General features: G+C 69.6%; 22 protein-coding genes and 2 pseudogenes. 12 read left to right on the forward strand and 12 right to left on the reverse strand.

Annotated elements, in window-relative coordinates:
- Positions 1 to 80 precede the first annotated feature (80 nt).
- The 6 genes from NAMU_RS17550 (at position 81) to NAMU_RS30065 (ending at position 7,018) form a co-directional block, all read left to right on the forward strand.
- Entirely contained in the window at positions 81 to 680 is a 600-nt protein-coding gene (locus NAMU_RS17550; RefSeq protein WP_015748724.1) for a DUF3000 domain-containing protein, read from the forward strand.
- 175 nt (positions 681 to 855) lie between these two features.
- Complete coding sequence (locus tag NAMU_RS17555) at positions 856 to 1,545, forward strand: LuxR C-terminal-related transcriptional regulator (protein WP_015748725.1); 690 nt, start codon at positions 856 to 858, stop codon at positions 1,543 to 1,545.
- A gap of 189 nt (positions 1,546 to 1,734) precedes the next feature.
- Positions 1,735 to 3,012 carry an HRDC domain-containing protein gene (locus NAMU_RS17560; protein WP_083785880.1) on the forward strand — a complete coding sequence of 426 codons (1,278 nt, stop codon included), beginning with the start codon at positions 1,735 to 1,737 and terminating at the stop codon, positions 3,010 to 3,012.
- 94 nt (positions 3,013 to 3,106) lie between these two features.
- Positions 3,107 to 4,414 (forward strand): thiolase family protein, encoded by a 1,308-nt coding sequence (locus NAMU_RS17565; RefSeq protein WP_015748726.1) that lies wholly within the window; start codon positions 3,107 to 3,109, stop codon positions 4,412 to 4,414.
- Positions 4,411 to 6,546, forward strand: coding sequence for a 3-hydroxyacyl-CoA dehydrogenase NAD-binding domain-containing protein (locus NAMU_RS17570; RefSeq protein WP_015748727.1), 2,136 nt, complete (start codon positions 4,411 to 4,413; stop codon positions 6,544 to 6,546). The genes NAMU_RS17565 and NAMU_RS17570 overlap by 4 nt, the downstream gene beginning before the upstream one ends.
- Positions 6,547 to 6,844: 298 nt before the next feature.
- Positions 6,845 to 7,018: a hypothetical protein gene (locus NAMU_RS30065; RefSeq protein WP_015748728.1), complete on the forward strand. Its 174-nt coding sequence runs from the start codon at positions 6,845 to 6,847 to the stop codon at positions 7,016 to 7,018.
- 29 nt (positions 7,019 to 7,047) lie between these two features.
- Here NAMU_RS30065 and NAMU_RS17575 read toward each other — a convergent pair whose 3' ends face one another.
- Positions 7,048 to 7,518: a YbaK/EbsC family protein gene (locus tag NAMU_RS17575; RefSeq protein ID WP_041370898.1), complete on the reverse strand. Its 471-nt coding sequence runs from the start codon at positions 7,516 to 7,518 to the stop codon at positions 7,048 to 7,050.
- A gap of 165 nt (positions 7,519 to 7,683) precedes the next feature.
- Between NAMU_RS17575 and NAMU_RS17580 the strand changes: the two genes are divergently transcribed.
- The 3 genes from NAMU_RS17580 to NAMU_RS17590 all read left to right on the forward strand — a co-directional run bounded on the left by NAMU_RS17580 (position 7,684) and on the right by NAMU_RS17590 (position 12,117).
- Positions 7,684 to 8,202 (forward strand): mycothiol transferase, encoded by a 519-nt coding sequence (locus NAMU_RS17580; RefSeq protein ID WP_015748730.1) that lies wholly within the window; start codon positions 7,684 to 7,686, stop codon positions 8,200 to 8,202.
- Between the two features lie 25 nt (positions 8,203 to 8,227).
- Entirely contained in the window at positions 8,228 to 9,400 is a 1,173-nt protein-coding gene (locus NAMU_RS17585; protein WP_015748731.1) for a glycosyltransferase, read from the forward strand.
- Positions 9,401 to 9,504: 104 nt separating this feature from the next.
- Positions 9,505 to 12,117: a 5'-nucleotidase C-terminal domain-containing protein gene (locus tag NAMU_RS17590; protein ID WP_015748732.1), complete on the forward strand. Its 2,613-nt coding sequence runs from the start codon at positions 9,505 to 9,507 to the stop codon at positions 12,115 to 12,117.
- A 104-nt stretch (positions 12,118 to 12,221) separates the two neighbouring features.
- On the opposite strand, the pseudogene NAMU_RS17595 reads toward NAMU_RS17590, so the two are convergent.
- A pseudogene (locus NAMU_RS17595) lies at positions 12,222 to 13,214 on the reverse strand (IS30 family transposase); the annotation flags it as partial.
- Between the two features lie 57 nt (positions 13,215 to 13,271).
- Entirely contained in the window at positions 13,272 to 14,624 is a 1,353-nt protein-coding gene (locus NAMU_RS17600; RefSeq protein ID WP_041369108.1) for an IS256-like element ISNml4 family transposase, read from the reverse strand.
- Between the two features lie 322 nt (positions 14,625 to 14,946).
- Here NAMU_RS17600 and NAMU_RS17605 point away from each other — a divergent pair.
- Positions 14,947 to 16,192, forward strand: a pseudogene (locus NAMU_RS17605) (IS256 family transposase).
- 131 nt (positions 16,193 to 16,323) lie between these two features.
- Here the strand turns inward: NAMU_RS17605 and NAMU_RS31485 are convergent.
- Entirely contained in the window at positions 16,324 to 16,455 is a 132-nt protein-coding gene (locus tag NAMU_RS31485) for a hypothetical protein (protein WP_015748735.1), read from the reverse strand.
- Positions 16,456 to 16,909: 454 nt separating this feature from the next.
- On the opposite strand from NAMU_RS31485, the gene NAMU_RS17610 reads away from it, so the two are divergent.
- Positions 16,910 to 17,617: a GAF and ANTAR domain-containing protein gene (locus tag NAMU_RS17610; RefSeq protein ID WP_138180310.1), complete on the forward strand. Its 708-nt coding sequence runs from the start codon at positions 16,910 to 16,912 to the stop codon at positions 17,615 to 17,617.
- Positions 17,618 to 18,083: 466 nt separating this feature from the next.
- On the opposite strand, the gene NAMU_RS28500 is transcribed toward NAMU_RS17610, so the two are convergent.
- From NAMU_RS28500 to NAMU_RS17640, 7 genes are all read right to left on the reverse strand, one after another.
- Complete coding sequence (locus NAMU_RS28500; RefSeq protein ID WP_083785883.1) at positions 18,084 to 18,470, reverse strand: WhiB family transcriptional regulator; 387 nt, start codon at positions 18,468 to 18,470, stop codon at positions 18,084 to 18,086.
- On the reverse strand, positions 18,470 to 18,772 hold the full coding sequence (locus NAMU_RS17615) for a response regulator transcription factor (protein WP_083786048.1): 303 nt from the start codon (positions 18,770 to 18,772) through the stop codon (positions 18,470 to 18,472). Before NAMU_RS17615 ends, NAMU_RS28500 begins: the two co-directional genes overlap by 1 nt.
- Before the next feature lie 269 nt (positions 18,773 to 19,041).
- Positions 19,042 to 19,680, reverse strand: a complete 639-nt coding sequence (locus tag NAMU_RS17620) for a LutC/YkgG family protein (RefSeq protein ID WP_015748737.1) — start codon at positions 19,678 to 19,680, stop codon at positions 19,042 to 19,044.
- Entirely contained in the window at positions 19,677 to 21,182 is a 1,506-nt protein-coding gene (locus NAMU_RS17625) for a LutB/LldF family L-lactate oxidation iron-sulfur protein (protein WP_015748738.1), read from the reverse strand. The genes NAMU_RS17620 and NAMU_RS17625 overlap by 4 nt, the downstream gene beginning before the upstream one ends.
- Before the next feature lie 88 nt (positions 21,183 to 21,270).
- Entirely contained in the window at positions 21,271 to 22,020 is a 750-nt protein-coding gene (locus NAMU_RS17630) for a (Fe-S)-binding protein (protein WP_015748739.1), read from the reverse strand.
- A gap of 76 nt (positions 22,021 to 22,096) precedes the next feature.
- On the reverse strand, positions 22,097 to 23,797 hold the full coding sequence (locus NAMU_RS17635; RefSeq protein WP_015748740.1) for an L-lactate permease: 1,701 nt from the start codon (positions 23,795 to 23,797) through the stop codon (positions 22,097 to 22,099).
- A gap of 191 nt (positions 23,798 to 23,988) precedes the next feature.
- The gene (locus NAMU_RS17640) at positions 23,989 to 24,921 is read right to left on the reverse strand and encodes a LysR family transcriptional regulator (RefSeq protein WP_015748741.1); all 933 of its coding nucleotides are present in this window, start codon (positions 24,919 to 24,921) and stop codon (positions 23,989 to 23,991) included.
- A 437-nt stretch (positions 24,922 to 25,358) separates the two neighbouring features.
- Here NAMU_RS17640 and NAMU_RS28505 point away from each other — a divergent pair, with 437 nt between their 5' ends.
- Positions 25,359 to 25,460: a hypothetical protein gene (locus NAMU_RS28505; protein ID WP_217180465.1), complete on the forward strand. Its 102-nt coding sequence runs from the start codon at positions 25,359 to 25,361 to the stop codon at positions 25,458 to 25,460.
- A gap of 396 nt (positions 25,461 to 25,856) precedes the next feature.
- On the opposite strand, the gene NAMU_RS17645 is transcribed toward NAMU_RS28505, so the two are convergent.
- On the reverse strand, positions 25,857 to 26,240 hold the full coding sequence (locus NAMU_RS17645) for a hypothetical protein (RefSeq protein ID WP_015748743.1): 384 nt from the start codon (positions 26,238 to 26,240) through the stop codon (positions 25,857 to 25,859).
- Positions 26,241 to 26,341: the final 101 nt, after the last annotated feature.

The following is a 26,341-nucleotide window of genomic DNA, read 5'->3' on the forward strand; positions in this document are numbered from 1 at the left end:
ACCCGGGCGGCGGCCAGCCCGTCGCGGTGCCCCGGCGTGGTTTCGGTGCACTGTCGGTGCCCGGTCGTAGGGTCGCGGACATGACGGGGTCGATGACCGCGGCCGGACCGGCCGCCTTCCGCCGGGCGGTGACTCGGCTGGACGTCGCCCGGCTGCGGAGCGAGATCGAGATCGGACCGCTGCCGGCGCCCGCCCGCCTCGCGCCCTACAGCCACGCGGTCTCCGCGGCGGTCTACCCGCCCGGGGCGGCGGAGGAAACGGCCTCCGGCCGACTGGTGCTGCTCTTCGATCCGGACGGGGTTCCGGCCTGGGGCGGGGAGTTGCGAATTGTGGCGTTCGCCACGTGCGAGCTCGATCCGGAGATCGCGCAGGACCCGCTGCTGCCGGAGGTGGCCTGGAGCTGGTTGACCGAATCGCTGGAGGCCAGCGGGGCGGGTTACGCCGCGCTGGGCGGCACCGTCACCGCCACTTCTTCCACCCGATTCGGTGACATTGCCGGCCCGCAGCGGGCCGATGACCTGGAAATGCGCGCTTCGTGGACCGCCGATGAGCAGACCGACCTCCATTTGCAGGCTTTCGCGGGCTTCCTCGCCGCGGCCGCCGGCCTTCCCCCCGAAGGTGTCACGCTCCTTCAAAGAGCCGATCCGTTCGCGGCACGTTCGGACCGATACGATCACTGATCGTTGGTCGGAACGGGTGCTTGACCACGGACGGCGGAAGAGCGGACACTATGGGTAACAACGGGCTGACACGCTGACAACGACCAGGGTCGAGCATCTGACTCGACGGTTTGATGTCGAACCCGGACAATTCGAATGACGGGGGATTCGCGTGACAGGGGTGGGAGGAAGTCCGGTGAGTGACGAGACAGGCATCTTCGGTGCAGGACCCGTCGGGGTCGTGGCCGGACGCCGTGGACCCGGCACCAGTCAGGTCGACGCGGGGGTCATGCTGCCCAGCCAGCGGGCGCCGGCCGCGGCCGTCCCGCGCTCCAATCTCCGCGTCACCACCGTGCTGCTGGTCGACCCCGATCGCGCCACCCGGGAGCCGCTCAAGGCCAGCCTCACCGACGTCGGCATCGGCCGGATCGTGGAAGCGCCCTCGGTCGCCGCGGCCGAGGAGATCATCGGCCGCCAGCTGGTGGGCGACCTGGCCCTGGTCAGCCTGCAGCTGGGCACCGACACCGCGCGGCTGGTGCACCTGCTCCGCGAGGCCGGCTGGCCGCGCATCATCGCGCTCGCCCCGACCGCCGAGATCGGACCGGTGATCGACGCGGTCGGCTCCGGTGTGAGCGGCGTGCTCATCGGCCGGCGGGCCAACCCGTCCGCGGCCGCGATCCCGGCCACCATCCACGACCTGTCCAGCCGGGAGATCGAGGTCATCCGCCTGGTCGCCGACGGCCGGTCCAACAAGTGGATCGGTGACCAGCTCTCGCTGTCCGCCCTCACCGTCAAGAGCCACCTCGCCCGCATCGGCCGCAAGCTGGGCACCGGGGATCGCGCCCACATGGTCGCCCTGGCCATGCGCGCCGGCGTGATCGCCTGAGTCGTACCTCCTGGTTCCCACCGCTGGTTCCCACCGCTGGATCCCACCCCTTCACCCCACCCCTGGATCCCGCCCCGGTTCGCACCCCGGTTTGCGCAGAACCCGACGGAACCGGACGGCACCGGACGCCAATGGCCACACAACCGGTCACGGCGCGATAGGTTCCGCTGATGAGTTCCGCCCCCGGGCATCGACGACGATGCCGTCGTCGACGGCCCGGCCGCACCCCCGAGCACGCCCGAGGACGCCGGCCCACCGGCCGTCCCGCTGCTCGCCCCCCGCGACCCCATCGTCGGCCCGCTGACCCAGATCCCCGACCTGCTGGAATGGGCCCGGCGGTTCGCCACCGAACCGGCCGGCCCGGTCGCCATCGACGCCGAACGCGCCTCCGGCTTCCGCTACGGCGGCCGCGCCTACCTGGTCCAGCTGCGCCGCCCCGATCTGGGCACCGCCCTGCTGGACCCGATCGCGCTGGGCGATCTGGCCGTGCTCGACCAGCCGCTGGCCCATTCCGAATGGGTGCTGCACGCGGCCACCCAGGACCTGCCCTGCCTGGCCGAAGCCGGCATCCGGCCGCGCCGGCTGTTCGACACCGAACTGGCCGGCCGGCTGGCCGGGTTCCCGCGGGTCGGTCTGGCCCCGCTGGTGGAACAGGTACTGGGCCTGCAGTTGCGCAAGGGTCACGGCGCGGCCGATTGGTCCACCCGCCCGCTGCCGCACGATTGGCTGGTCTACGCGGCCCTGGACGTCGAGGTGCTGGTCGACCTGCGCGATGCCATGGAGCAGGAACTGAGCCGGCAGAACAAGCTCGAATGGGCTCAGCAGGAGTTCGCCGCGCTGGTGGCCGCGCCGCCGCCGGCGCCCCGGCCGGATCCCTGGCGCCGTACCTCCGGGGTGCACAAGATCAGCGACCGGCGGGCGCTGGCCGTGGTCCGCGAGATGTGGTTGGCCCGGGACGGGCTGGCCCGCCGGCGCGACGTCGCCCCGCACCGGGTGCTGCCCGACTCGGCGATCATCGCGGCGGCCACCGCCCGACCGACCACCATCACCGCCCTGGTGGCCCTGCCGGTGTTCTCCGGCCGGATGCAGCGCCGCAACGCCGAGCTGTGGTTGGCCGCCATCAACCGGGCGCTGACCGCGCCGGCCGACGAGCTGCCCCCGCCGCGTTTCCAGGGCGACGGGCCGCCGGCGCCGGCCAAGTGGGCCTCCCGGGACGCGGCGGCCGCCGCCCGGCTCCAGGCGACCAAGGCCGCGCTGGCCGAACTGTCCGAACGGGTCCGCACCCCGGTGGAGAACCTGCTGTCCCCCGACCTGGTCCGCCGGGTGCTGTGGACGCCGCCGGACGAGCAGGGCAGCGGCCTGGACGCCGCGCTGGCCCAGGAGCTGGCCGGTCGTGGGGCCCGTCCCTGGCAGATCGAGCTGGTCGGGCCGGTGCTGCGCGAGGCCATCGTCACCACCCAGGGGTGACGGTCGACAGATAAGTTACCCACGGGTAACTTGGTGGGCAGAGCGACCCGAGACGGTGCTCCGATCGCTGACGACCCCCGAGAAAGAGTGATCCATGGCTGTGTCATCTCCGGAATCGACCTCGTCCCCGCGCCCGCCGGCCCCCCGGACGCTGCGCGACGTGGTGTTCGTCGAGGGGGTGCGCACCCCGTTCGGCAAGGCCGGCGACAAGGGTCAGTACGCGCAGACCCGCGCCGACGACATGGTGGCCAAGGTGATCCGCGAGCTGCTGCGGCGCCGCCCCGAACTGCCGCCCGAGCGCATCGACGAGGTCGCCGTGGCCGCCGCCACCCAGACCGGCGACCAGGGCCTGACCATCGGCCGGACCTCGGCCCTGCTGGCCGGGCTGCCCAAGACGGTGCCCGGCTTCGCCATCGACCGGATGTGTGCCGGCGCGATGACCGCCGTCACCACCGTCGCGTCCGGCATCGCCGTGGGCGCCTACGACGTGGCCATCGCCGGCGGCGTCGAGCACATGGGCCACCACCCGATGGCGCAGGGCGCCGACCCCAACCCCCGCTTCCTGGCCGACAAGCTGGTCGACCCGTCCGCGCTGAACATGGGCTCGACGGCCGAGAACCTGCACGACCGCTACCCGCAGCTGACCAAGGCCCGGGCCGACGCGTTCGCGGTGGCCAGCCAGGACAAGTACGCCAAGGCGCTGGCCAACGGCCAGATCGGGCCCGACCTGGTGCCCGTGGCCACCCGCTCCGAGCAGGGCTGGGGGCTGGCCGTCGCCGACGAGCTGCCTCGTCCCGGTACCACCCTGGAGGCTCTGGGCAGCCTGCGCACCCCGTTCCGGCCGCACGGCCGGGTCAGCGCCGGCAACGCCTCGGGCCTGACCGACGGGGCCACCGGCTGCCTGCTGGTCGCCGCCGACGTCGCCGCGGAGCTCGGCCTGCCGGTGCGGATGCGGATGGTCGGCTACGCCTTCGCCGGCGTCGAGCCCGAGACGATGGGGGTCGGTCCCATCCCGGCCACCGAGAAGGCCTTGGCCAAGGCCGGTCTGAGCATCGACGACATCGGCCTGATCGAGATCAACGAGGCCTTCGCCGTGCAGGTGCTGGCCTTCACCGACCACTTCGGCCTGGCCGACGACGACGAGCGGATCAACCAGTACGGCGGCGCGATCGCGATGGGCCACCCACTGGCCTCCTCGGGCGTGCGGCTGATGACCCAGCTGGCCCGGCAGTTCGACGAACGCCCCGACGTCCGGTACGGCCTGACCACGATGTGCGTCGGCCTGGGCATGGGCGGCACCGTCATCTGGGAGAACCCGCACTGGACCGGCTCGCCGACCTCCGACCCCGCAGCGAACGAGACCGCAGCGACCGACACCGAGACCACCGGGAGCGCCCAGTGAGCACCCTGGAGAAGACCCAGGACCTGACCGCCCTGGCGGCCGACGAGGTCATCACCACCGCCCTGACCCGGGTGGTCGAGGTCCCCGCCCCGGGCGGCGCCGGCAGCCCGGTGCGGATCGCCCTGATCACCCTGGACAACAAACGTGACCACACCCGGCCGAACACGCTGGGCCCCGGCGGGCTGGCCAGCCTGGACGCGGCCATCAGCACCGCGCTGGCGGCCTCGCCGGACGCGATCGCGGTGACCGGCAAGCCGTTCGTTTTCGCCGTCGGCGCCGACCTGTCCCAGATCGGCAAGCTCACCGATCGCGACACCGCCCTGGCCATCGGGGAATTCGGCCAGCGGGTGTTCCGCCGGCTGGGCACCTCCGGCATCCCCTCGTTCGCCTTCGTCAACGGCGCGGCCATGGGCGGGGGCACCGAGCTCGCGTTGCACTGCGACTACCGGACCATGGCCAGCAACGCCGCGTTCGTCGCGCTGCCCGAGGTGTTCCTGGGCCTGCTGCCCGGTTGGGGCGGCACCCAGCTGCTGCCCCGCCTGATCGGGCCGGAGAACGCGGTCACGGTGATCATCGAAAACCCGCTCAACCAGAACCGGATGCTCAAGCCCAAGGACGCGCTGCGGCTGGGCGTGGTCGACACCGTGCTGGACGCCGCCGACTACCTGGAGCAGTCCCTGGCCTGGGCCGCCGGCATCGTCGCCGGGTCCACCTCGGTGCCGCGCACCGCGTTCGCCGGCGCCACCGACGAGGACTGGGCGGCCGCCCTGGAGCGCGGGAAGGTCATCGCCGACATGCGCACGCACGGCGCCGCGCCGGCGCCCTACCGGGCCCTGGAGATGATCGAGCTGTCCCGGACCGCGCCGCTGGGCGAGGGCCTGCGCGACGAACGGGAGGCGCTGGCCGACCTGGTGATGAGCCAGGAGTTCCGGGCCGGGATCTACGCCTTCAACCTGGTGCAGAAGCGGGCCCGCAAGCCGGTCGGCGCCCCCGATCCGAAGCTGGCCCGGCCGGTCACCAAGGTCGGGGTGGTCGGTGCCGGACTGATGGCCGGGCAGATCGCCCTGCTCTTCGCCCGCAACCTCAAGGTGCCGGTGGTGCTCACCGACGTCGACCAGACCCGCCTGGACAAGGGACTGGCCGCGATCGGCCGCGACATCGAGGGACTGAAGGGCAAGAAGCGGATCACCGCCGACGAGGCGAACCGGCTGACCGCGTCCATCACCGGTTCGCTGGACTACGACGCCTTCGCCGACGCCGAGTTCGTCATCGAAGCGGTGTTCGAGGAGCTCGAGGTCAAAAAGCAGGTGTTCGCCACGCTGGAGAAGCACGTGGCCGCCGACGCGGTGCTGGCCACCAACACCTCCTCGCTGTCGGTGACCGCCATGGCGCAGGATCTGGACCACCCGGAGCGCGTGGTCGGATTCCACTTCTTCACGCCGGTGGCCGTGCTGCCGATGCTGGAGATCATGAAGGCGGCCAAGACCGATGACGTCACCTTGGCCACCGCGTTCGCGCTGGCCAAGGGACTGCGCAAGGGACCGATCCTGACCGCGGACGCGGCCGGGTTCGTGGTCAACCGGCTGCTGCTGCGCAGCATGGGCGAGGTGCTCGCGGCGATCGACGAGGGCACCCCGGCCGACGTCGCCGACGAGGCCCTGGCCCCGCTGGGCATGCCGATGTCGCCGCTGATGCTGCTGCAGCTGTCCGGCCCGGGGGTGGCCGCGCACGTGCAGCAGAGCCTGCACGCCGCGTTCGGCGACCGGTTCCCGGTGTCGCAAAGCCTGCAGCGGATCGCCGAGGCCGGTCACCGGACGCTGCTGACCTGGGACGAGCAGGGCCGTCAGGTGCTCGACCCGGAGGTCGCCGCCCTGCTGGTGCAGGGCGACCGGCCCTCGACCGCGGAGCAGGTCCGCGAGCGGGTCCTACTCGCGCTGGCCCAGGAGGCCCGGCTGATGCTCGACGAGGGTGTCGCGGCCGATGCCGCCGATCTGGACCTAGGCCTGATCACCGGCGCGGGGTGGCCGTTCTGGCTGGGCGGGATCACCCCGTACCTGGACCGAGAGGGCTATTCCGAGCGGGCCACCGGCCGCCGGTTCGCCCCGCCCGGGGTGGCCACCCTGCCGGCCTGACCCGCCCCTGTCGATCACCGCAACCCCCGCCCACCGGGCGGGGGTTGCGTCGTCTTCCCGTGAGGCGCATCACGGATGGCCGTCACCTGCCGGCAACACGGTTGTCGGAGCGGGGTCACATTTCGTGATTCCCGCAAAAATATTCACCCATTCGGCCCCCTTTGCTGTACAGTCACGTGAAGAAGACCACACTCGGTGATCCCACAGCGGCTTCAGGCGTCGGTCACAATGAAGACGCGACCACAGTCGTTCGCGGTCAGCGAGACCTACCGCTACGAGCGAACAGAAGGTGATTGTGATGAGCGTTTCCGTCGTTCCCACGTCGACCACCGGCATGGTGGGCAACCCCCGGCGCACCCGCGGCCTCAGCGCCGCCATGCTGGCCCAGCCGAAGCCGGCGCCGACCTCCGCGATGGTCGGCAACCCGCGCCGCACCCGCGGCCTGCAGGCCGAGGATTTCCGGGCCGCCTGAGCTCGACCCCGGTGGACGGCGGTCCGACGTCAGTCGGCCACCACGGCGACCGGCGTGCCACCGGTGATGGTGAGCAGTTCGGCGTAGGTGGTCGGGAAAACGGTGTGCGGCGTGCCGCCGGCCGCCCAGATCACCGGGAAGGGTTGCAGGGCCACGTCGACCAGGGTGCGCACGGGCGCCGGGTGGCCCACCGGGGCGACCCCGCCGATCGGTTGGCCGGTGGCCGCCCGCACCTGGTCCGGAGTGGCCCGGCGCAGCCGGTCGACGCCCAGCAACCCGGCCACGTGCGCGGTGTCGACCTTGTGCCCGCCGCTGGTCAGGATCAACACGGGCTGCTCGTCGGCCATGAAGATCAAGCTGTTGGCGATGGCCGCCGGGGAGCAACCCAGGGCGGCCGCGGCGTCCTGCGCGGTGCGCACGGCATCGGCCAGCTCGCGGACCTGCCCGCCGGCCCCGGCGGCCGCCAGCGCCTGGGCCACCAGCTGCACGTTGGGATGCATTGCCTGCTCCGTTCGATCGCTGCCCTCGCCGCCGAATCCGTCGCGGCCGATTCCCTCGCGGCCGATTCCCTCGCGGCCGATTCCCTCGCCGCCGGGCACCTTACGACGCGGCCGGCGTAGCGTCGCGGCCGGCACCGCACCCACGCCTGGCGAAGGGAATGACCGATGACGACGACCGCAGAGCTGCTGCAGGACGGGTACGCCCGGATCGCGCAGGAGACCAACGCCGTGCTCGACGGCTTGTCCCCCACCCTGCTGACCTACCGGCTCGATCCGGCGGCCAACACCATCGCCTGGCTGATCTGGCACCTCACCCGGGTGCAGGACGATCACCTGGCCGACGCGTTCGATCGCCCGCAGGTGTGGATCGCCGACGGCTGGGCGACCCGATTCGCGCTGCCCTTCGCCGACGAGGTGATCGGCTACGGCCAGAGCTCGGCCGACGTCGCGCAGGTGCAGCCGTCGATCGAGAACCTGCAGGGTTACGCCGACGGGGTGCAGGCCCGCACGGTGGAGCTGCTGACCGGCCTCGACGATGCCGCGCTGGACCGGGTCGTGGACACCCGGTGGGACCCGCCGGTCACGCTGGCCGTGCGGCTGATCAGCGTGCTGTCCGACGGCCTGCAGCACGTCGGGCAGGCCGCCTATGTGCGTGGGGCGGCCGAGCGGCTCACCCGCAGCTGAGGCCCGTCGATCGGGGGGCCGGCGAATGAGGATGCTGGTCAGCTTCGCCGGCGGCACCGGGCACTTCCTGCCGCTGGTTCCGCTGGCCCGGGCGGCCCGCGCCGAGGGCGACGCGGTCCTGGTCACCGGCCAGGCGGCGCTGCTGCCCACCGTGACGGCGGCCGGGTTCACCGCGGTCGACAGCGGCGGCACCACCCTGGCCGACCCGGCGGCCCGGCGCGACCTCGCGCGCGTGGACCGGGCGGCCGAGGCGGCCGTGATCCTCGACGTCTTCGCCGGCTCTCTGGCCCGGTCCCGCGCCGCGCGACTCATGGCCATCGCCCGGCACTGGCGTCCGGACGTAATCGTGCACGACGAGATGGACTTCGGCGCCGCCCTGACCGCCGAGAGCCTGGGCCGGCCGCGGGTCGAGATGACCGTGTTGCTGGCCGGCGGAACCGTCGATCGGCGGCACTTGACGACTCGGATCGAGCGCACCCGCCGATCCATGGGCCTGACGGCGCGGCCGGGCTCCCGGCGGCTCACCCTGGTGCCGGCGCCGCCCGGATTCCGCGATCCGGCCGATCCGCTGCCGCCGCCCGTGCTCTGGATCCGCCCCGACGTGCTGGAACCGGTCCCGAATGAACAGGATCCGGCGACCCGACGCACGCTGGCCTGGCTCGCCCGCCAACCGGCGCGGCCGCGAATCCTGTTCACGCTGGGCACGATCTTCCATCAGGAATCCGGCGACCTGTTCAGCCGGGCGGTGGCCGGATTGAGCCAATTGGACGCCTCGATCGTGGTGACGGTGGGGCGCGAAATCGACCCGACCGAGCTGGGTCCGATGCCCCCGCACGTGCACGTGGAGCGCTTCGTTCCGCAGGCGTCCGTGCTCCCGCACTGCGATCTGGTGGTCTGCCACGCCGGCTCGGGCAGCGTCATGGGCGCCCTGGCGTTCGGCCGGCCGATGCTGCTGCTGCCGATGGGCGCCGACCAGCCGGCCAACGCGGACCGCTGCGCGGACCTGGGCGTCGCGACGGTGCTCGATCCCCTGCTCGCCACCGTCGACGACGTGACCACGGCGGCGCGAGAGCTGTTGCTCGATCCGACATTCCGCCGGCGCGCCGCGTCGTGGCGATCGGCCGCTGCCGGCCTCCCCACGGCGGCGCAGGCTCTGGACCGGGTTCGTCGCCTGGTCGACTTCACACCGTCCTCTTGACGTTTGCTCATCGTTCGCCCATGTTCATGGTGGCTCACTACTTTTCGTTTGGCGAAGAAACGGTCGTATCACTCGTACCGGACAAACAAACAGAAGGCGGACCCATGCGGCGATGGAACCGACGGGCAGCGGCAGTCGGGACGGCATTCACCCTGGCCCTTGGCCAGTTGATCATCAGCTCCCCGGCGGCCCAGGCAGCGGACCCGGTCACCCTGAACCTGTTGACCATCAACGACTTTCACGGGCGTATCGACACCAACACGGTCAAGTTCGCGGGGACCGTCGAGGGATTGCGGCAGGGCGACGGAGCATCCGGTGCGAACACCCTGCTCATCGGCGCCGGTGACTTCATCGGGGCGTCCCTGTTCGCGTCGTCCGTGCAGCAGGACCAGCCGACGATCGACGTGATGAACGAGCTGGGCCTGGACGTCTCCGCGGTCGGCAACCACGAGTTCGACCAGGGCTGGGCCGACCTGCGCGACCGGGTCATCGGCCCGGCCGGCACCCCGAACGCGCAGTGGGACTACCTGGGCGCCAACGTGTACGACTCGACGACCGGTCAACCGGTGCTGCCCGAGTACGCCACCTACCAGGTCGGTGGGGTCACCGTCGGCGTGATCGGCGCGGTCACGGTGGAGACCCCGACCCTGGTCTCCCCGGACGGGGTGTCGTCCTTGAAGTTCGGCGATCCGGTGACGGCGATCAACCGGGTGGCCGACCAGCTGACCGACGGCGACCCGGCCAATGGCGAGGCCCAGATCCTGGTGGCCTCCTTCCACGAGGGCGCACCCCAGGGCGGCCAGACCCTCGATCAGAACGTCGCCGCCAGCCCGGCCTTCGCCGAGATCGTCAACGACGTCTCGCCCAAGGTGGCGGCCATCGTGACCGGCCACACCCACCAGGCCTACGCCTTCCAGGCGCCGGTCCCGGGCGACCCCTCGCGCACCCGGCCGATCGTCCAGACCGGCAGCTACGGCGCCAATGTCGGGCAGATCAAGCTCACCGTGGACCGCGACACCGACACGGTGACCGGCTCCACCGTGGCCAACGTGCCCCGGGTCGGCACCGCCGACGCGACCCTGCTCGCCCAGTACCCGGCCCGGTTGACCCCGATCAAGGCCACCGTCGACGCGGCCCTGGCGGTCGCCAACCAGCGCGGCAACGTGCCGGTCGGCTCGATCACCGCCGACATCACCACCGCGTACACCCCGGCCACGCCGCCCGACGGCGTCAATCGGTGCGTCGCCGGGGCCGGCCGGGACGACCGGGCCTCCGAGTCCACGCTGGGCAACCTGGTGGCCAACGCCCTGCTCGCCCAGCTCAAGGATCGTGATCGTGGCGGCGCCGAGATCGCGGTGGTCAACCCTGGCGGCCTGCGGTCCGACCTGTGCTTCGCCGCGAACACCGCCAGCTGGTCCGAGGACGGGCCGGGTCTGGTGATGTACGGCGAGGCCAATGCTGTGCTGCCCTTCGCCAACGACCTGTTCGTGACCAGCCTGACCGGCGCCCAGTTCAAGACGGCCCTGGAACAGCAGTGGCAGCGCGACGCCGCCGGCAACATCCCCACCCGGCCGTACCTGCAGCTGGGGCTGTCCGACAACGTCACCTACACCTTCGACCCGAGCGCGCCGGAAGGCTCCCGCATCACGTCGGTCACCATCGACGACCGGCCGCTGGATCCGGCCAAGACCTACCGCATCGGCAGCTTCTCGTTCCTGCTGCAGGGCGGCGACAACTTCCGCATCTTCACCGCCGGCACGGACACGAAGGATTCCGGACTGGTGGACCGGGACGCCTGGATCGACTACCTGAAGGCAAACCCCGGGCTGGCGCCCGACTTCGCCCGGCACGCGGTGAAGGTGACCAACCAGCCGACTATCGCGGCTGCCGGTGCGACCGTGACCTTCGACGTGGCCGGTCTGGACCTGACCAGCCTAGGTGCGCCGGCCAACAGCAGCCTGGAGGCGGCGTTGCTGCCGATCGGCGGCGGCGCACCGGCGGCCAAGGAGGCGTTCGCCGTGTCCGGGGGCGCGGCCCGGGTCGAGTTCGACGTACCGGCCCAGATCGCCGCGGGCGCCTGGAACCTGGTGCTCACCGCCACCCCCTCCGGCACCACGGTCACCATCCCGCTGACCATCACCGCCACCTCGTCGGTGACCCTGACCGCCGATCGCAGCTCACAGGTCTACGGCGCGGCCAACCCGCTCACCCTGACCGCGACGGTGGTCACCTCGGACGCCGGCGCGGCCGGCTCGGTCGAGTTCCGCACCGGCAGCACGGTGCTGGCGAGCGTGCCGGTCGTGGGCGGCCAGGCCGCCTTCACGCTGCCGTCCAGCACGCCCGCCGGCCCGTATCCGATCGTGGCGCACTACACCGGCGCGGGCGGGGTGCCGCCGGCCGACTCGGCGGCGGTCACCGTCACGGTCACCCCGGCCGGGTCGGTGACGGTGCTGGCACCGGCCCTGGTGGTGCCGTTCCTGGGCACGATCCTGGTCGGCGCGGTCGGCCTGAACAACGGCCAGCCCGCCCGTGGCAGCGTCGAGATCCGCGACAACGGCGGCGTGGTCGGGTCGACCGCGGTGCAGAGCCACGGGTTGTTCGTCTTCCTGGCCCCGCGGCCGGCCAGGGGCCAGCACAGCTATACGGCCACCTTCGTGCCGGGCGATCCGGCCAACATCACCGGCAGCACCAGCAACCCGGTGGTGGTGCGCCGCTGACGCCCGGCCGGCGGGCGCACGGCCGCCCGACCTGGAGTTGATCATGGGAAGAGGGCCGTTCTGGCGCAGGCCTCGTCAAGGGGTCGTTGCAACACGGGGTTTCGTTAGGCGGCCTGGGCCAGGAACTGGGCCATGGCTTGGGCTGGGGTCCTGAGGCCCAGCGTCGGGCGGGGGCGTTGGTTGAGCGAGTCCTGGACTCGTTTGAGGTCGGCGGCGGTGTGCACGGACAGGTCAGTGCCTTTGGCGAACCAGTGCCGCAGCAGCCGGTTGGTGTTCTCGTTCGTGCCGCGTTGCCACGGTGAACGCGGATCGCAGAAATACAGGGTGGTGTCCAGGGCCAGCTGGATGTCCCGGTAGGCGGCGAGCTCGACGCCGCGGTCCCAGGTGACCGACCGGCGCAGGTGTTCGGGCAGGCGACGCATCTGGGCGATCATCGCGGCGGCGACCTCGTCGGCGGTGTGCCGGCCGGGCAGGTGCAACAAGATGGTGAACCGGGACGACCGCTCGACCAGTGTGCCGATCGCCGATCCGTTGTTCTTGCCCACGATCAGGTCGCCCTCCCAGTGGCCGGGCACGGCCCGGTCGTCCGCCTCGGCCGGCCGGTCGCTGATCGTGTACGCCTGCTTGAACGGGCTCGGGTCGCGCCGGGTGCCGGTCCGGGAGACCCGCGCCGACCGTTTGAGGCTGAGCTGTTGGTGCAGGTCAGCGCGTAACAGGCCGCGGGTCTGCACGTACAGGCACTGGTAGATCGTCTCGTGGGACACCCGCCAAGCCTGGTTGCTGGCATGGTCGATCGCCAACACCTGGGCGATCAACCCCGGGCTCCACCCCTGGTCCATGTAGAGCTCGATCTGCCGGCACAACCGGGGATTGCTCCGCAGCTTGAACGATTTGGGTCGGCGGCGCCGGTTCGCGGCCTTGACGTGTGCGATCGAGGCGTAATACGTCCCGTCCGGCCCCTGGTTACGAGCCAGTTCCCGACACACCGTGGCCCGGTGCCGGCCGATCTGCCGAGCGATCTGGGCAGGGATGAGCCCGGCGTGACCGGCCTGGATCACGTCCCGTTCCAACGCGGTCAGGCCCCGACCGACCTGCGCCTGCGGTGCCGGCGCATCGAGCCTGTCAAGTCCTTTGTGTAAGGGGTGTGACGGGGGTTACAGGTGGGGTTCGATTCGGTCGGGATAGACCAGGGCGAGTTGGGCCAGCGCTGCTTTCCAGTTGGTGGTGACGGCGCCTTGGATGAGGCGTCCGGACGCTCGTCGGTCGGCGGCGGGTAGTCCGCGCTCTTTCTCCCGGTCGCGGGCTCGTTTGTCCTCGATGTTGCAGATCGCCAACCACAGCAGCTTGACCGCGGCTGCGTCGTTGGGGAAGTGGCCGCGGTTCTTGGTGACCTTGCGCAACTGATAGTTCAGCGACTCGATCGCGTTGGTGGTGTAGATGACCCGGCGCAGGGCCGGCGGGAACGCCAGGAACGGGGTGAACCGGTCCCACGCCGCCTGGAACGAGCGGACCGCCGACGGGTACTTCGACCCCCAGGGCCCGTCCCGGAACGCCTCCAAGGCGGCGAGGGCGTCCTCTTCGGAGCTGGCGGTGTAGATCGGTTTGACCGCGGCAGCGACGGCTTTGCGGTCGCCGTAGGACACGAACCGCATCGACGCGCGGATCAGGTGGACCACGCAGGTTTGCACGGTCGCGGCCGGCCAGGTCGCCGCGATGGCCTCGGGGAACCCTGTGAGCCCGTCACAGCACACGATCAGCACGTCTTGCACGCCGCGGTTGGCCAGGTCGGCGCACACCCCGGCCCAGAACTTGGCGCCCTCATGGGTTTGCACCCAGATCCCGAGAACGTGCTTGATACCTTCCATGTCGACCCCGACGGCCAGGTTCGCGGCCTTGTTCACCACGTGTCCGCCGTCTTTGATCTTGACGGTGATGGCGTCCAGATAGATCACCGGGTAGATCGGCTCCAACGGACGGCGCTGCCAGGCCAGGACCTCGTCGGCGACCGCGTCCACGATCTTGCTGATCGTCTCGTGGGACAGGTCCACCCCGACCGTGGTCGCCAGGTGGTGGGCGATGTCCCGCAACGTCATCCCGCCCGCGTACAGCGAGATGATCATCCCGTCGATGCCGTCCAGCCGGCGCTGCCCCTTGCCGACCAGCATCGGGGTGAACGTCCCGGCCCGGTCCCGAGGGACCCGCAATTCGATGTCACCGATCTCGCTGGACACCGTCTTGGCGTAGTGACCGTTGCGGGAATTGTCGTACTCGGCCGCGTCCACGGCGCCCTTGTCGTAGCCGACGTGGTCGGTCAGCTCCGCTTCCAGACCGCGTTCCAACGCAGCCTTGAGCATCCCGCCCAGCACCCCGCTGTCGCCGGTCAGCGGCTCCCCGGCATCGATGCGGGCGAACACCCCGTCCAGCGCACCCGAGGCCTTCAGATCCGCAGCCAACTCAGCCTGCACCCGACGACGCTCGGCCCGCTCCTGCGGGGTCAATCTCGGCATGCCATCAATCGTCACAGCTACTCCTCAGACGCTAGATGCCACACCCCTTACACAGTCCATCTGACAGGTCCGGCGCATCGACCAGACCAAAATGACGGCCACCGATCTTCAGCTTCATACCGGCAGAATCCCGCCACCACCGATGACCACAGTCCAGCGACGCGCCGATCGGCGAGTTGAGTCCACCAGAGTGGTGTACGACCACTGATCGACCTTGACCCCCTGACCAGGCAGGTCGGGGCGTGTCGGTCCCGGGACGAGGACGGCCACCGCGTGAGGCTTCGAAGGACCTCTCACAGTCTGTCGAAGGAGACATCACGCGATGACCACTGCACAGCCTAACGACCCCACGACCATGGTCGGCGACATGCTCGCGTCGGCGAGCCCGGACCTGCTCCGCTCGATGCTGTCCACGTTCATTCAGACGCTGATGGGCGCCGAGGCCGACGCCCTGTGCGGCGCCGGCTACGGCGAACGCAGCCCGGACCGGGTGAACTCCCGCAACGGCTACCGACACCGGGACTTCGACACCCGGGTCGGCACCCTGGACGTCGCGGTGCCGAAACTGCGGTCCGGGTCGTACTTCCCGGACTGGCTGCTGGAACGGCGGACCCGCGCCGAACGCGCCCTGGTCTCCGTCGTCGCGACCTCGTACCTGCTCGGGGTCTCGACCCGGCGGGTGGAGAAACTGGTCCAGGCGCTGGGCGTGACGTCGCTGTCCAAGTCGCAGGTGTCGGTGATGGCCCGCGACCTGGACGAGCAGGTCGAGGCGTTCCGCACCCGGCCGCTGGACCAGGGCCCGTACACGTTCCTCGCGGCCGACGCGCTGGTCCTGGAAGGTCCGCGAGGGCGGCCGGGTCGTGCAGGTCCACGCCCTGCTCGCGACCGGGGTCAACGGTGACGGGCATCGCGAGATCCTGGGCCTGGACGTGACCAGCCGCGAGGACGGCGCCGGCTGGTTGGCGTTCCTGCGTGGCCTGGTCGCCCGGCGCTTGTCCGGGGTCCGGCTGGTCACCAGCGACGCGCACAGCGGCCTGGTCGCCGCGATCGGCGCGACCCTGCCGGGTGCCTCGTGGCAGCGATGCCGCACGCATTACGCGGTGAACCTGATGTCGATCACCCCGAAGAGCAGCTGGCCGTGGGTGCGGACCATGCTGCACTCGATCTACGACCAGGTCGACGCGAAAGCCGTGGCTGCCCAGTTCGACCGGGTGATCGACACGCTCGCCGAGAAGCTGCCCGCGGTCGCCGATCACCTCGACCAGGCCCGGGCCGACCTGCTCGCGTTCACCCCGTTCCCGAAGCAGATCTGGCGGCAGATCTGGTCCAACAATCCTCAGGAACGGCTCAACAAAGAGATCCGCCGCCGGACCGACGTCGTCGGGATCTTCCCCGACCGGGGCGCTCTGATCCGCCTCGTCGGCGCCGTCCTGGCCGAACAGCACGACGAATGGACCGAGGGCCGCCGCTACCTTGGCATCGACGTCCTGGCCCGCTCCCAGACCGCCAACGGACCCGACGCGAAGGAGGACACCAGCACCACGCCCGCGATCACCACCGCCGCCTGACCAACGAAGATCACCGGCGGCCGGACCTCGTCACGTACACCACTCAGCTGGGCTTGACCGCACACCCGCGCACGTTCGTCGGCAGCACCCATGACGAAAGACAGGTCAGCGGCCATCATCCAGAGCGGTGGTCAACACCGGGTCACCAGGTCGGCCCGGTCGGTGAGCGCCTTGACGCCCCGCTTCCAGGTGTCCACCGACTGCTCGGTGGCCTGCCGGGCCCGCGCGGCCCCGTTCGTGTACGGCTCGGTGTTGACGCTCATGACACTCCCTCAAACTCGACGATTCTCGGAGGTGGGAACCCCGGCGGTGCAACGCTGGCTTCTGCACCGCCGGGAATCGTCGACCCATCGCTCGGACGACGCGGATCCCCACGACGCGGCTTCACGAAGCGCCTGTTGAGTCGCCGCACCACCCGCAATCCCCACCTGTTAGCAGGTTAGCCAGCTGCAACAAATAACACCCCAATGGGTGTAGCGGCAGTGACCAACAAACTCCGCAGTTTCACCCCACCGTCGGGCTGTCCCGCACGGTGGCATTGCCGCCGAAACCGGGGCCTTGGTCGCAGCCAGATTTGGGCCCGAGGTTGCCTTCTACGCTGGGGCGGGCTCGCCCGCCCGGCGACCGGTGCTTGACCGAGGGAGTAGGCCATGGATCCATCAGGAGCAAGCGGACGACCGGCTGGAGGCCGCCGGGGTTAACGAGTTCGCCGAGTTGGTGGCCCAGACCGCGCTGTCGTTCCTGAACGAGACCCGCTCCGGGCCGGTGCCGACGTTGGTCGAGCAGATCGTGGCCGGCGCCGTTCTGGTGATCCCCGGCACGGCCGCCGCCGCGGTGGAGAACCTCGACCGGCAGGGTCTGCTGCACGCTCCGATCGCCGAAGGTGACGCGGTGGCCCGGTCCGTGATGGATGCCCAGAACACCAGCGGCGAAGGCCCTTGCCTGGACGCGCTGCGGGACAACAAGCAGGTCATGACCGGCGACCTGCAGACCGATCCACGATGGCCGGAGTTCGCCGCCCGGGCCACCGAGCTGGGTGTTCGGGTGATCATCTGCACCCCGATGGAAGCGGCCGGGCGGCGGCTGGGCGTGTTGAGCCTGATGAGCCGGACCCTGGACTTCGTCCAGGACGAGGAAGCCCCTACCATGGCCGCGGTGTTCGCCGCGCACGCCGCGGTCGCGCTGACCGGAGCCCGCCGCGTGGAAGACATCAACCGGGCATTGACTCACCGTGACGTCATCGGTCAGGCCAAGGGCATCCTGATGGAACGGTTCCAGGTGACCCCCGACGTCGCGTTCGCGATGTTGGTCCGCACCTCGTCGGTGACCAACCTGAAACTGCGCGACGTGTGCGACCAGCTCTGCTTGACCGGCGTACTGCTACCCGATCCGCCCCGCTCGCGGCGCCTCCGGTCCGGAACCTGAAGCCCCTCGCGGACGACCCCGGAACGACGCGCACGGCTCGTAGCGGCCGGGGGTCTCCCGCGGCGACGCTCTTGTAACGGATGCCTTCTCCGCCAGCAGCCTCAAAAGGGCCGATTGTGAAACCGATTGGCTACTAGACATCCCGTTCGGGACATGTGCCAGATGCCGAGCCCTGGGATGACTCTCGACGGCGGCTAGGAGGTCCATCCGAATCCATCGTGAAGGTTCCTGCGGAAGGGTCGAGATCACGAATCCCGCGTAGCCGGGATTCGCGGCGACCTCCTCGCCGATCGCGTCGATGGGCGTCTCGGAACCAACGCGTGTGTCGACCAGGTTGATGCGGTTCTTGGCGAACATTCTGCGCCTTGATGGTCAGCTTGCTTGCAGCGGCTGTGGCGGCGTGTTCGTTGCCGTGCAGGGACAGCAGGTGCCGTATTGGCGCACCACGACCTGCATCCGGCCCAACTCATGCAGTACTCGCGGATTCGGGTCTGCGGGCGGGCGGTGACGCCAGGTAATGGGGCGGCGCGGCGATCGGCTCGAGCGCCGAGTATTTTTGGTGTCGTGGGGCCGGGTATCGCAGGTTCCCTACTCCGAGGATCTCTGCGCGTTCTTCCTCGGACAGACCGCCCCAGATTCCGTATGGTTCGCGGGTTCGCAGGGCGTGCCGGCGGCAGTCCTGGAGAACCGGGCAGTCATGGCAGATTGCCTTTGCCTGGTCGATCCGTCGCTGTTTCTGGCGTTTTCGTTCGCTCGCGGGGTGGAAGAATATCTCCACATCCATACCCCGACATGTGGCGTCCAACTGCCAGTTCCATTGTTCGGAGACTGGGAGCAGGGGTGCGGGTTCCATCAGAGCGTGATCCCGACTGAGTCCACGCGACGATCGTGTGAGGCGGGCAGTAAGCCTCGTTCCTGACGCTGGATTCGTCCGGACTTGCCATTTCTGGTGTTGGCGGCGTAGATGGCGGCGTGGGCGCGGCGGGTCACGCCGAGGGCGGCCAGGATCAGCGTGACAGAGTTCTTGATCGTCTGTTCGGCCAGTCCCAGTCGTTGCCCTATCTCCCGGTTGGTCATGCCCTCGCCGATGTAGGCCAGAATCTGTGCTTGCCGGGGTGTCAGCAAGGGTGTCGTCGCTGCTTCGGGCTCCCTCATCACGGTCTCCTGTTGTCACTTCAGTTGGATGGGTGTTGGTGGTGGTTCAGGCGTCTGCTCTCCTAGCTGGGGTGGCCCGGAGGCCCGGAACGGTCGGGCTGAACCGCCCGCCGGTCGACACCAAGAAATGCATGACACGAGGGATGCCCACCGCTCGTCGCTGCATGTGGATCGAGGCCTTGGGGAAGGCTTAGCGCGACTACACCCCTCCTGCGGCCTCCCGATTGCCCCCTACACACACGCCCCTCGATCACGGTGTCGCCGGTCGACTAGCCGACGATGAGCACGTACAGGGTGCGCGGTCCGTGCACCCCCTCGACGCGTTCCAGTTCGATGTCGCTGGTCGCGGACGGCCCGGCGATCATGGTCAGCGGCCGGAGAGGGTCGAGCCGGGCGATGGCCTCGGGGACGGTCTGCACGATCTGGTCCGCGTGCAGCACGATCAGGTGGAAGTCCGGGACCAGGGTGATGGCGCGGCGTCCTTGGCCGGGGCCGCCGTCCAGGGTGATGGTGCCGGACAGGGCGATGCCGACCTTGGCGGTGGTGATGACCGCGTCGATCGAGTCGAGTTCGGCGGGGGTCAGCACGGCGGGGTTGCCGTCGATGGTGACGGTCCGGTTCGAGCGGGCGGCAGCAGCGGCCAGGTCCGGGTCCAGGTCCTGAGCGATGACCACCGAACGCGAGCCGGTCAGGGCATCGTCGATGGCGTCCGCGAGTTGGTCGGGGGTGACTTCGCGGACCACGGCCTTGTAGTCGATGAGCCGGTCGACCATGAGTTCGAGCACGGGCGGGCTGCCGGGCGGGTTGTCGCCGACGCGGATGTAGTCGCGGGGGATCGGCGGTGGCGGGGCCGTATCGGCGGCCAGGGCGGCGCGGATGCGGTTCAGCACGGCGTCACGGCTGCTCATGCCGGGCCCCCCGGCTGATCGGTGTCCGGATGGGTTTGTTTCCACCATTGCCGGAACGTCTGCTTCGGGGGTGCGGGCATGTCCTTGCTGTGAGTCCAGGCGGACCCGGGGAACGGCAGGTGTTTGATCTTCTGATCCTTCCCCGCGACGAGACGGCCGGCGGCCAGGCCCTTTTCGACGGCGGCGAACCGGGTGGGGTTGCTCATGATCCAGGATGCGGCCTTCATCGCGGCGTCCCACCCGCCGGGAATGGTGCGACCGCGATCGGCATCGACGGCGCGGCCGCGCAGTTCGACCAGCAGGTCGGGGATGGGGATCTTGACCGGGCACACGTCGTAGCAGGCGCCGCAGAGGGATGAGGCGTAGGGCAGGGTCGAGTTGACGTCACCATGACCGTGCATTCCGGTCAGCTGCGGGGTCAGGACGGCGCCGATCGGACCCGGGTAGACCGAGCCGTAGGCGTGGCCGCCGGTGCGTTCGTAGACCGGGCAGACATTCAGGCAGGCCGAGCAGCGGATGCAGTGCAGCGCGGCCCGGCCGACCTGGTCGGCCAGGGCGTTGGTGCGGCCGTTGTCGAGCAGGATGAGATGGAAGTTCTGTGGGCCGTCGCCGGGGGTGACGCCGGTCCACAGCGAGGTGTACGGGTTCATCCGTTCCCCGGTCGAGGAGCGGGGCAGCAGTTGCAGGAACACTTCCAGGTCGGTGAACGTGGGCAGGATCTTTTCGATGCCCATCACGGTGATCAACGTGTCGGGCAGGGTCACGCACATCCGGCCGTTGCCCTCGGACTCCACGACGCCGATGGTGCCGGTCTCGGCAATGCCGAAGTTCGTGCCGGAGATCGCAACCTTGCTGCGCAGGAACTTACGGCGCAGGTGTTCCCGGGCGGCCATCGCCAGGCGGCGCGGCTCGTCGGTCAGATCGGCGGGTGCGTCTGCCATCTCGGCGAGGAAGATGTCGCGGACCTCGGTGCGGTTGCGGTGGATGGCCGGGACCAGGATGTGGGAGGGCTTGTCGTGGCCGAGTTGGACGATCAGTTCGGCCAGGTCGGTCTCGACCGCGGCGATGCCGTTGTCCTCGAGGTACTCGTTGAGGCCGATTTCCTGGGTGGCCATCGATTTGACCTTGATGACCTCGTCGACGCCCTGCGCGCGGACCAGGTCGGTGACGATCCGGTTGGCCTCCTGGGCGTCGGTGGCCCAGTGCACGACGCCGCCGCGGGCGATGACGTTGGCCTCGAACTGTTCCAGCAGCGCGGGCAGGTTCGACATCACCTGGGTCTTGGTCGCCGCGCCGGCATCGCGCAGCGCTTCCCAGTCGGGCATCTCGTCCACGACCTGCGCCCGCTTGGTCCGGATCACCGAGGTGGCGTGGGCCAGGTTGCGCCGCAGCTGACCGTTGGCGAGTTCCTTGCGGGCCGCCTTCGGGAACGGCAGGGTGCCGCGCAGCGGTGATTCCTCCTGCGCCGCGTGCTTTCTCGGGATGCCCAGGAAGGTGCTCATGCCGTCGCCTTTCCAACTCGCCTCGCGGGCTCGGCGACCTGGACGCGGCGCCGGCAACTGTGTCGATGATTCGTTCGGCACGCCTGCATCATGCGGCGACCTGCTCACGGGTCGAGGCCAGGATCTGGGCCAGGTGGATGGTGCGGATGCCGGTGTCCTGGCGGGACAGGCCGCCGCCGATGTTCATCAGGCAGGACGCGTCGCCGGCGGTGCACCGGTCGGCGCCGGTGCCGACGATGTTGCCGACCTTGTCGGCCAGCATCGCCGAGCTGGTGTCGGCGTTCTTGATGGAGAAGGTGCCGCCGAATCCGCAGCACTGGTCGGCGCCGGGCAGCTCGACCAGGTCGATGCCCTGGACCGCGCGCAGCAGCTGCAGCGGCTTGTCGCCGACCCGCAGCATCCGCAGCGAGTGGCAGGTGGGGTGGTAGGTGACCCGGTGCGGGTAGTAGGCGCCGACGTCGGTCACCTTCAGCACGTCGACGAGCAGCTCGGACAGTTCGTAGGTGCGGCCGGCCAGGGCGGTGGCCCGGTCGGCCAGCGCGGTGTCCCCGACGCGGCGGGCGACCATCGCCTGCTGGTGCCGGACCGACCCGACGCACGATCCGGACGGGGCGACCGCCACGTCGAACGACGCCGCCTCGAACACCTCGACGTGGTGCCGGACCACCGGCACCGCCTCTTTCAGGTACCCGGTGTTGACGTGCATCTGCCCGCAGCAGACCTGATCGGGCGGGAAGACCACCTCGTGGCCCAACCGCTCCAGCAGCACGGTGGTGGCCTTGGCCACCTCGGGGAACAACGCGTCACCCAGACAGGTGGCGATCAACGCGATACGCATGACGAAACTCCGGTCAACTCAGTGCGGCGGTGGAAAGAGTTGCAGTGCGGCGTACAACGATTCTGCGACGGACGCGTCAGGGGATCATCCAGGCGAGCACGTTGCTCTGCAGGTAGACCAGGACGCACATGGCCAGCAGCAGGCCGACGCTCCATTTCAGCACCCGGCGCAGGATGTCGGACTCGCGGCCGAGCAGGCCGACCGCGGTGGCGGCGATGGTCAGGTTCTGCGGGCTGATCATCTTGCCGACGACGCCGCCGGAGGTGTTCGCGGCGACCAGCAGCGTCGGGTCCAGGCCGGCCTTTTCGGCGGCGGACTGCTGCAGGGTGGCGAACAGGGCGTTGGCGCTGGTGTCCGAGCCGGTGACGGCGGTGCCGACCCAGCCCAGGATCGGGGACAGGAAGGCGAAGAACGCGCCGGTGCCGGCGGCCAGCCACTGGCCGATGGTGATGGTCTGCCCGGACATGTTCATCACGTAGGCCAGGCCCAGCACGCTGCCCACGGTCAGCAGCGCGAACCGCAGCTTGTAGACGGTCTTGCCGAACTCCTTGACGGCCAGGCCGGGCTTGATCCGGTAGGCGATCATCACGATGACGCCGGAGATGATCAGCAGGGTGCCGGCGTTGGACAGGTAGCCCAGGGTGTACTGGGTGGCGGTGGACGGCTTGCCGGCCAGGGTCAGGATGTTGCCGTCCGAGCCGGGCCAGCCGAACTTGATGTCGGTGCTGGCCAGCCAGTTCTTGAGCGGGGTGAACAGTTTGGCCAGGGAGAACACGACGATGACCACGATGTAGGGCAGGAACGCCATCACGGTGCGGCCGGCGGTCAGTTTCTCGGTGGAGACCTCGGTGACGACCGGGGTGCTGCCGCCGGTGCCACCGTTCGGGCCGCCGGTGGGCTCGACGTGCTCGGCCTTGGCGGCCAGCGCCAGCCGTTCGCGGGCCTCGACCGTGCCCTTCGGCTTCCAGAACTTGAGCATCGCGACGACGGCGATCAGCGCGGCCAGCGAGGCGATGATGTCGGTCAGCTCGACGGAGATGTAGTTGGAGCTGATGAACTGGGCGATGGAGAACGCGACGCCGGAGACCAGGGCGATGGGCCAGGTCTGCTTCAGGCCCCGCTTGCCGTCGACGATCATCACCAGCAGCAGCGGGACGAACATGGCCAGGATCGGGGTCTGCCGGCCGACGACGGCGCCGATCTCGTGGTAGTCGATGCCGGTGAGGTTGCCGGCGGTGATGATCGGGATGCCGATCGCGCCGAACGCGACGGGGGCGGTGTTGGCCAGCAGCACGGTGGCGGCGGCGCGCATCGGGGAGAAGCCGAGGGAGACGAGCATGACGCCGGTGATGGCGACGGGGGCGCCGAAGCCGGCGAGGGCCTCGAGGAGGCCACCGAAGCAGAACGCGATGATGATGCCCTGGATGCGGGGGTCGTCGGAGATCCGGTTGAACGAGGTTCGTAGGTCTTCGAACCGGCCGCTGATGACGGTCAGTTCGTAGAGCCAGATCGCGGCCAGGACGATCCACATGATCGGGAACAGGCCGTACAGGATGCCCTGGGAGGCACCCAACAGGGTCAGGTCGACCGGCATCCCGAACGCCAGGATCGCGACCAGGATCGCGGAGGCGAGGCCGGCGAGGCCGGCCCAGTGGGCTTTGGTCTTCAGGATGCCGAGGAAGACGAACACGACCAGCAACGGGATGATCGACACCATCGCCGTCAAGAACAGGCTGTCACCGACAGCGGTGACATCGGGTGTGTACGGGGTCGCCATTGAACCTCCATGTACTTGAGTAGAGCGTTGGTCTTACCGAGACGTGTCACGACGGCGGCGTGGCGGCGTCGCCTGACCGCTGCTCATCGTGGCCGGTGATCGGGTCGCGGTCTACCTGAGATGTCCTCCGTTCCTATACCGATTTGGCATGCCGGACATACCGCAGTTGATTGGGGTCGAGGCGGTGGTTCTCAGTGCAGGGAACGAGTTCTCAATGCAGGGACCGAGTGGCGCGTCTCGGGTGCCACCCAGGGCCCGTGCCGGTCGATCAGGTACGCGGTCAGCTCGCCGGCGAGGCCGGCGAGGGTCGATGGGGCGTGATGGTCGACCCGCCAGGCCGCGAACAACGGCTCCATCATCGGTCCCTGTGCCGTGATGATGGGAAGCGGAACGAGGCCGAAGGCCGGGTCGCCGGATGCGACAGCGACGCCCCGGCCGGCGGCCGCGTTGGCCAGCGCGACAGGGGCGGATTCGAACCCTCCCGCCGTGCGGTAAACCAGCCCTGCCTCCGCGGTGGCCACGTCAAGGACCTGCCGAATGTGATGCTGCCGATCGGGCAGGAGCAGGTCATGATCGATGAGTTCGGTCAAGGTCACCGACCCGTTGATGGCGAGTCCATGATTGGCCGGCACATACGCGCGAACGGGCAGCCGGGCCAGAACCCTGGCCGACAGATGTGCCGGCGGCGCGTGCGCCCCCACGGCCAGGTCCGCGTCGCCGTCGACTGCGTCATAGAGTTTCTCGGTGTCCATCGGGCGGACCGTGAGCGGCGGAAGGTTCGGCGGGGCGGCCGCGATAAGGGGAGCCAGCACGTCGTGCAGGATGGCGGTGGGAGCCGCAACGTGGACGGCCCCGATCGCGCCGGCCGCGATTTCGCGGGCGAAGGCGCGCACCGCCGCCGCACCGGCCAACAGCGTCCGTGCCCGCGGGAGAAGCTCCCGACCCGCCGAGGTGATCACCAGCCGGCCGTCCAAGGGGCGGAACAGCACCAGACCGATCTCACGCTCCAACCGGTGAAGTTGCCGAGACAAGGTGGGCTGACTGACGTAGAGCTCCTGAGCAGCGGCAGTCACCGATCCGGCGTCGGCGACGGCCACGAAGCAGCGCAGCAGCCGCAGGTCCATCCCCTCCCCCAACTGGGGTAGACGCGGAGGCTGGCTACCGGAAACACTCTCTACCATAACCACCTTCGAAAATGAGCGCGCCGGGATGGGAGGCGCTGTCGAGAATTTGGATAGCGGCGTTCGAGCGACCAACGAGGTCCGCAAGGCAAGCCCTCCTGCGAGGCGGTGGTCAAGAGTGATCACTGGCGGTCAACCTGGGCCGCCGTAATGAGCGTCAAGGCGGACCGATCGGCGGCCACTCGCGGCCCGCGGGGGCGTCATGCAACCTCTCGGAATCTTTGAATGCGTTGCGGAACGTGTCGAGCAAGTGGGGGGAGATCAGGTATGTACTGTGGTCTGACCAAGCATTGGTATCATCATAGGGCACACAACCGACACTGTCTAGTGATCGTGACCACTGGAAAATTGCGCCCAACCCCCCGTAGAAGGTGTTGACGGTGGACATCCATGCGACGTCGCCGTCGGAGCCGTTGGCGAATCTCATCACCGAGCAGCTGTTCGTCTCCGGCGTCGGAACCGACAACATCGAATCGGTCTGACCAACTCCCCCGGCCGGCACCGACAACTTGGCCATCGCCGATTCCGCTAGTCCACACGTGTCGCCCGCACCTCATTCCGGCACGGGCGCAACCAAGGATGTCAGGGCCGAGGTCGAATTCGTCAGCGGCCGCCGGGGAACGGCCTGGCAGCGTCCTACCTCGATAGATCGGTGCTCAGGTTCGGACGGGATGGACTCGGGCCATGACTGCCACTCCGGGCCCGGTAACCCGGACAAGGGCCGGCGCCGAGCAATCCCTGGCCCAAGCACCATCGCCGCCAACCGCTTCGGCGGCGGCGGCCGCGTAGCCATCACACCGGTCAAGCCAACCGTTGGTCATCGAGGTGGACGCCGACGTTGCCCTCATTCAACCGGTCCGGACGATCGGACCGATCCCCTACTCGTCGTCCCGGCCATCGTCGACGACGTGGAGACCGTTATGTGGCTCCACATAGGCGAGATATAGCCGGCTCAGTTTGGACTGCGCCTGGTCTGCGGGCTCGCGGGCGGCGCTGGTGACGATGCTGCCCACCCTGGTCAGGTGCTCGACCGCATCGTCGATCAGGGCGGCCGGACGAACTCGGTCGCCGAGCTCGTCGACGCCGAGCCGGTCTGCGGGCAGGGCACGGATGCGGTTGCTCAGCTCGCGGCTGATGTGCTCGACGCGGCCGAGGATGTCGACAAGGTCGCCGGCTGCGGCGTAGATGCCGCTGATGTCGCTGGGCAGCTCGTAGGCGGCGGTGGCCAATTGTTCGGCCGCAGCCTGCGTCGGTGCGCTCATCGTGGCTTCCTCCTTGGGCTTGGATTGTTTGTACGCGGTGCCACCGACAGCGGCCGCTGTGCGTGAGTGCCAGGAGTCAGTACTGATGACTCTATTAGGGA

It is taken from the genome of Nakamurella multipartita DSM 44233 (genome assembly GCF_000024365.1).
In the GTDB taxonomy this organism is placed as follows: Bacteria; Actinomycetota; Actinomycetes; order Mycobacteriales; family Nakamurellaceae; genus Nakamurella; species Nakamurella multipartita.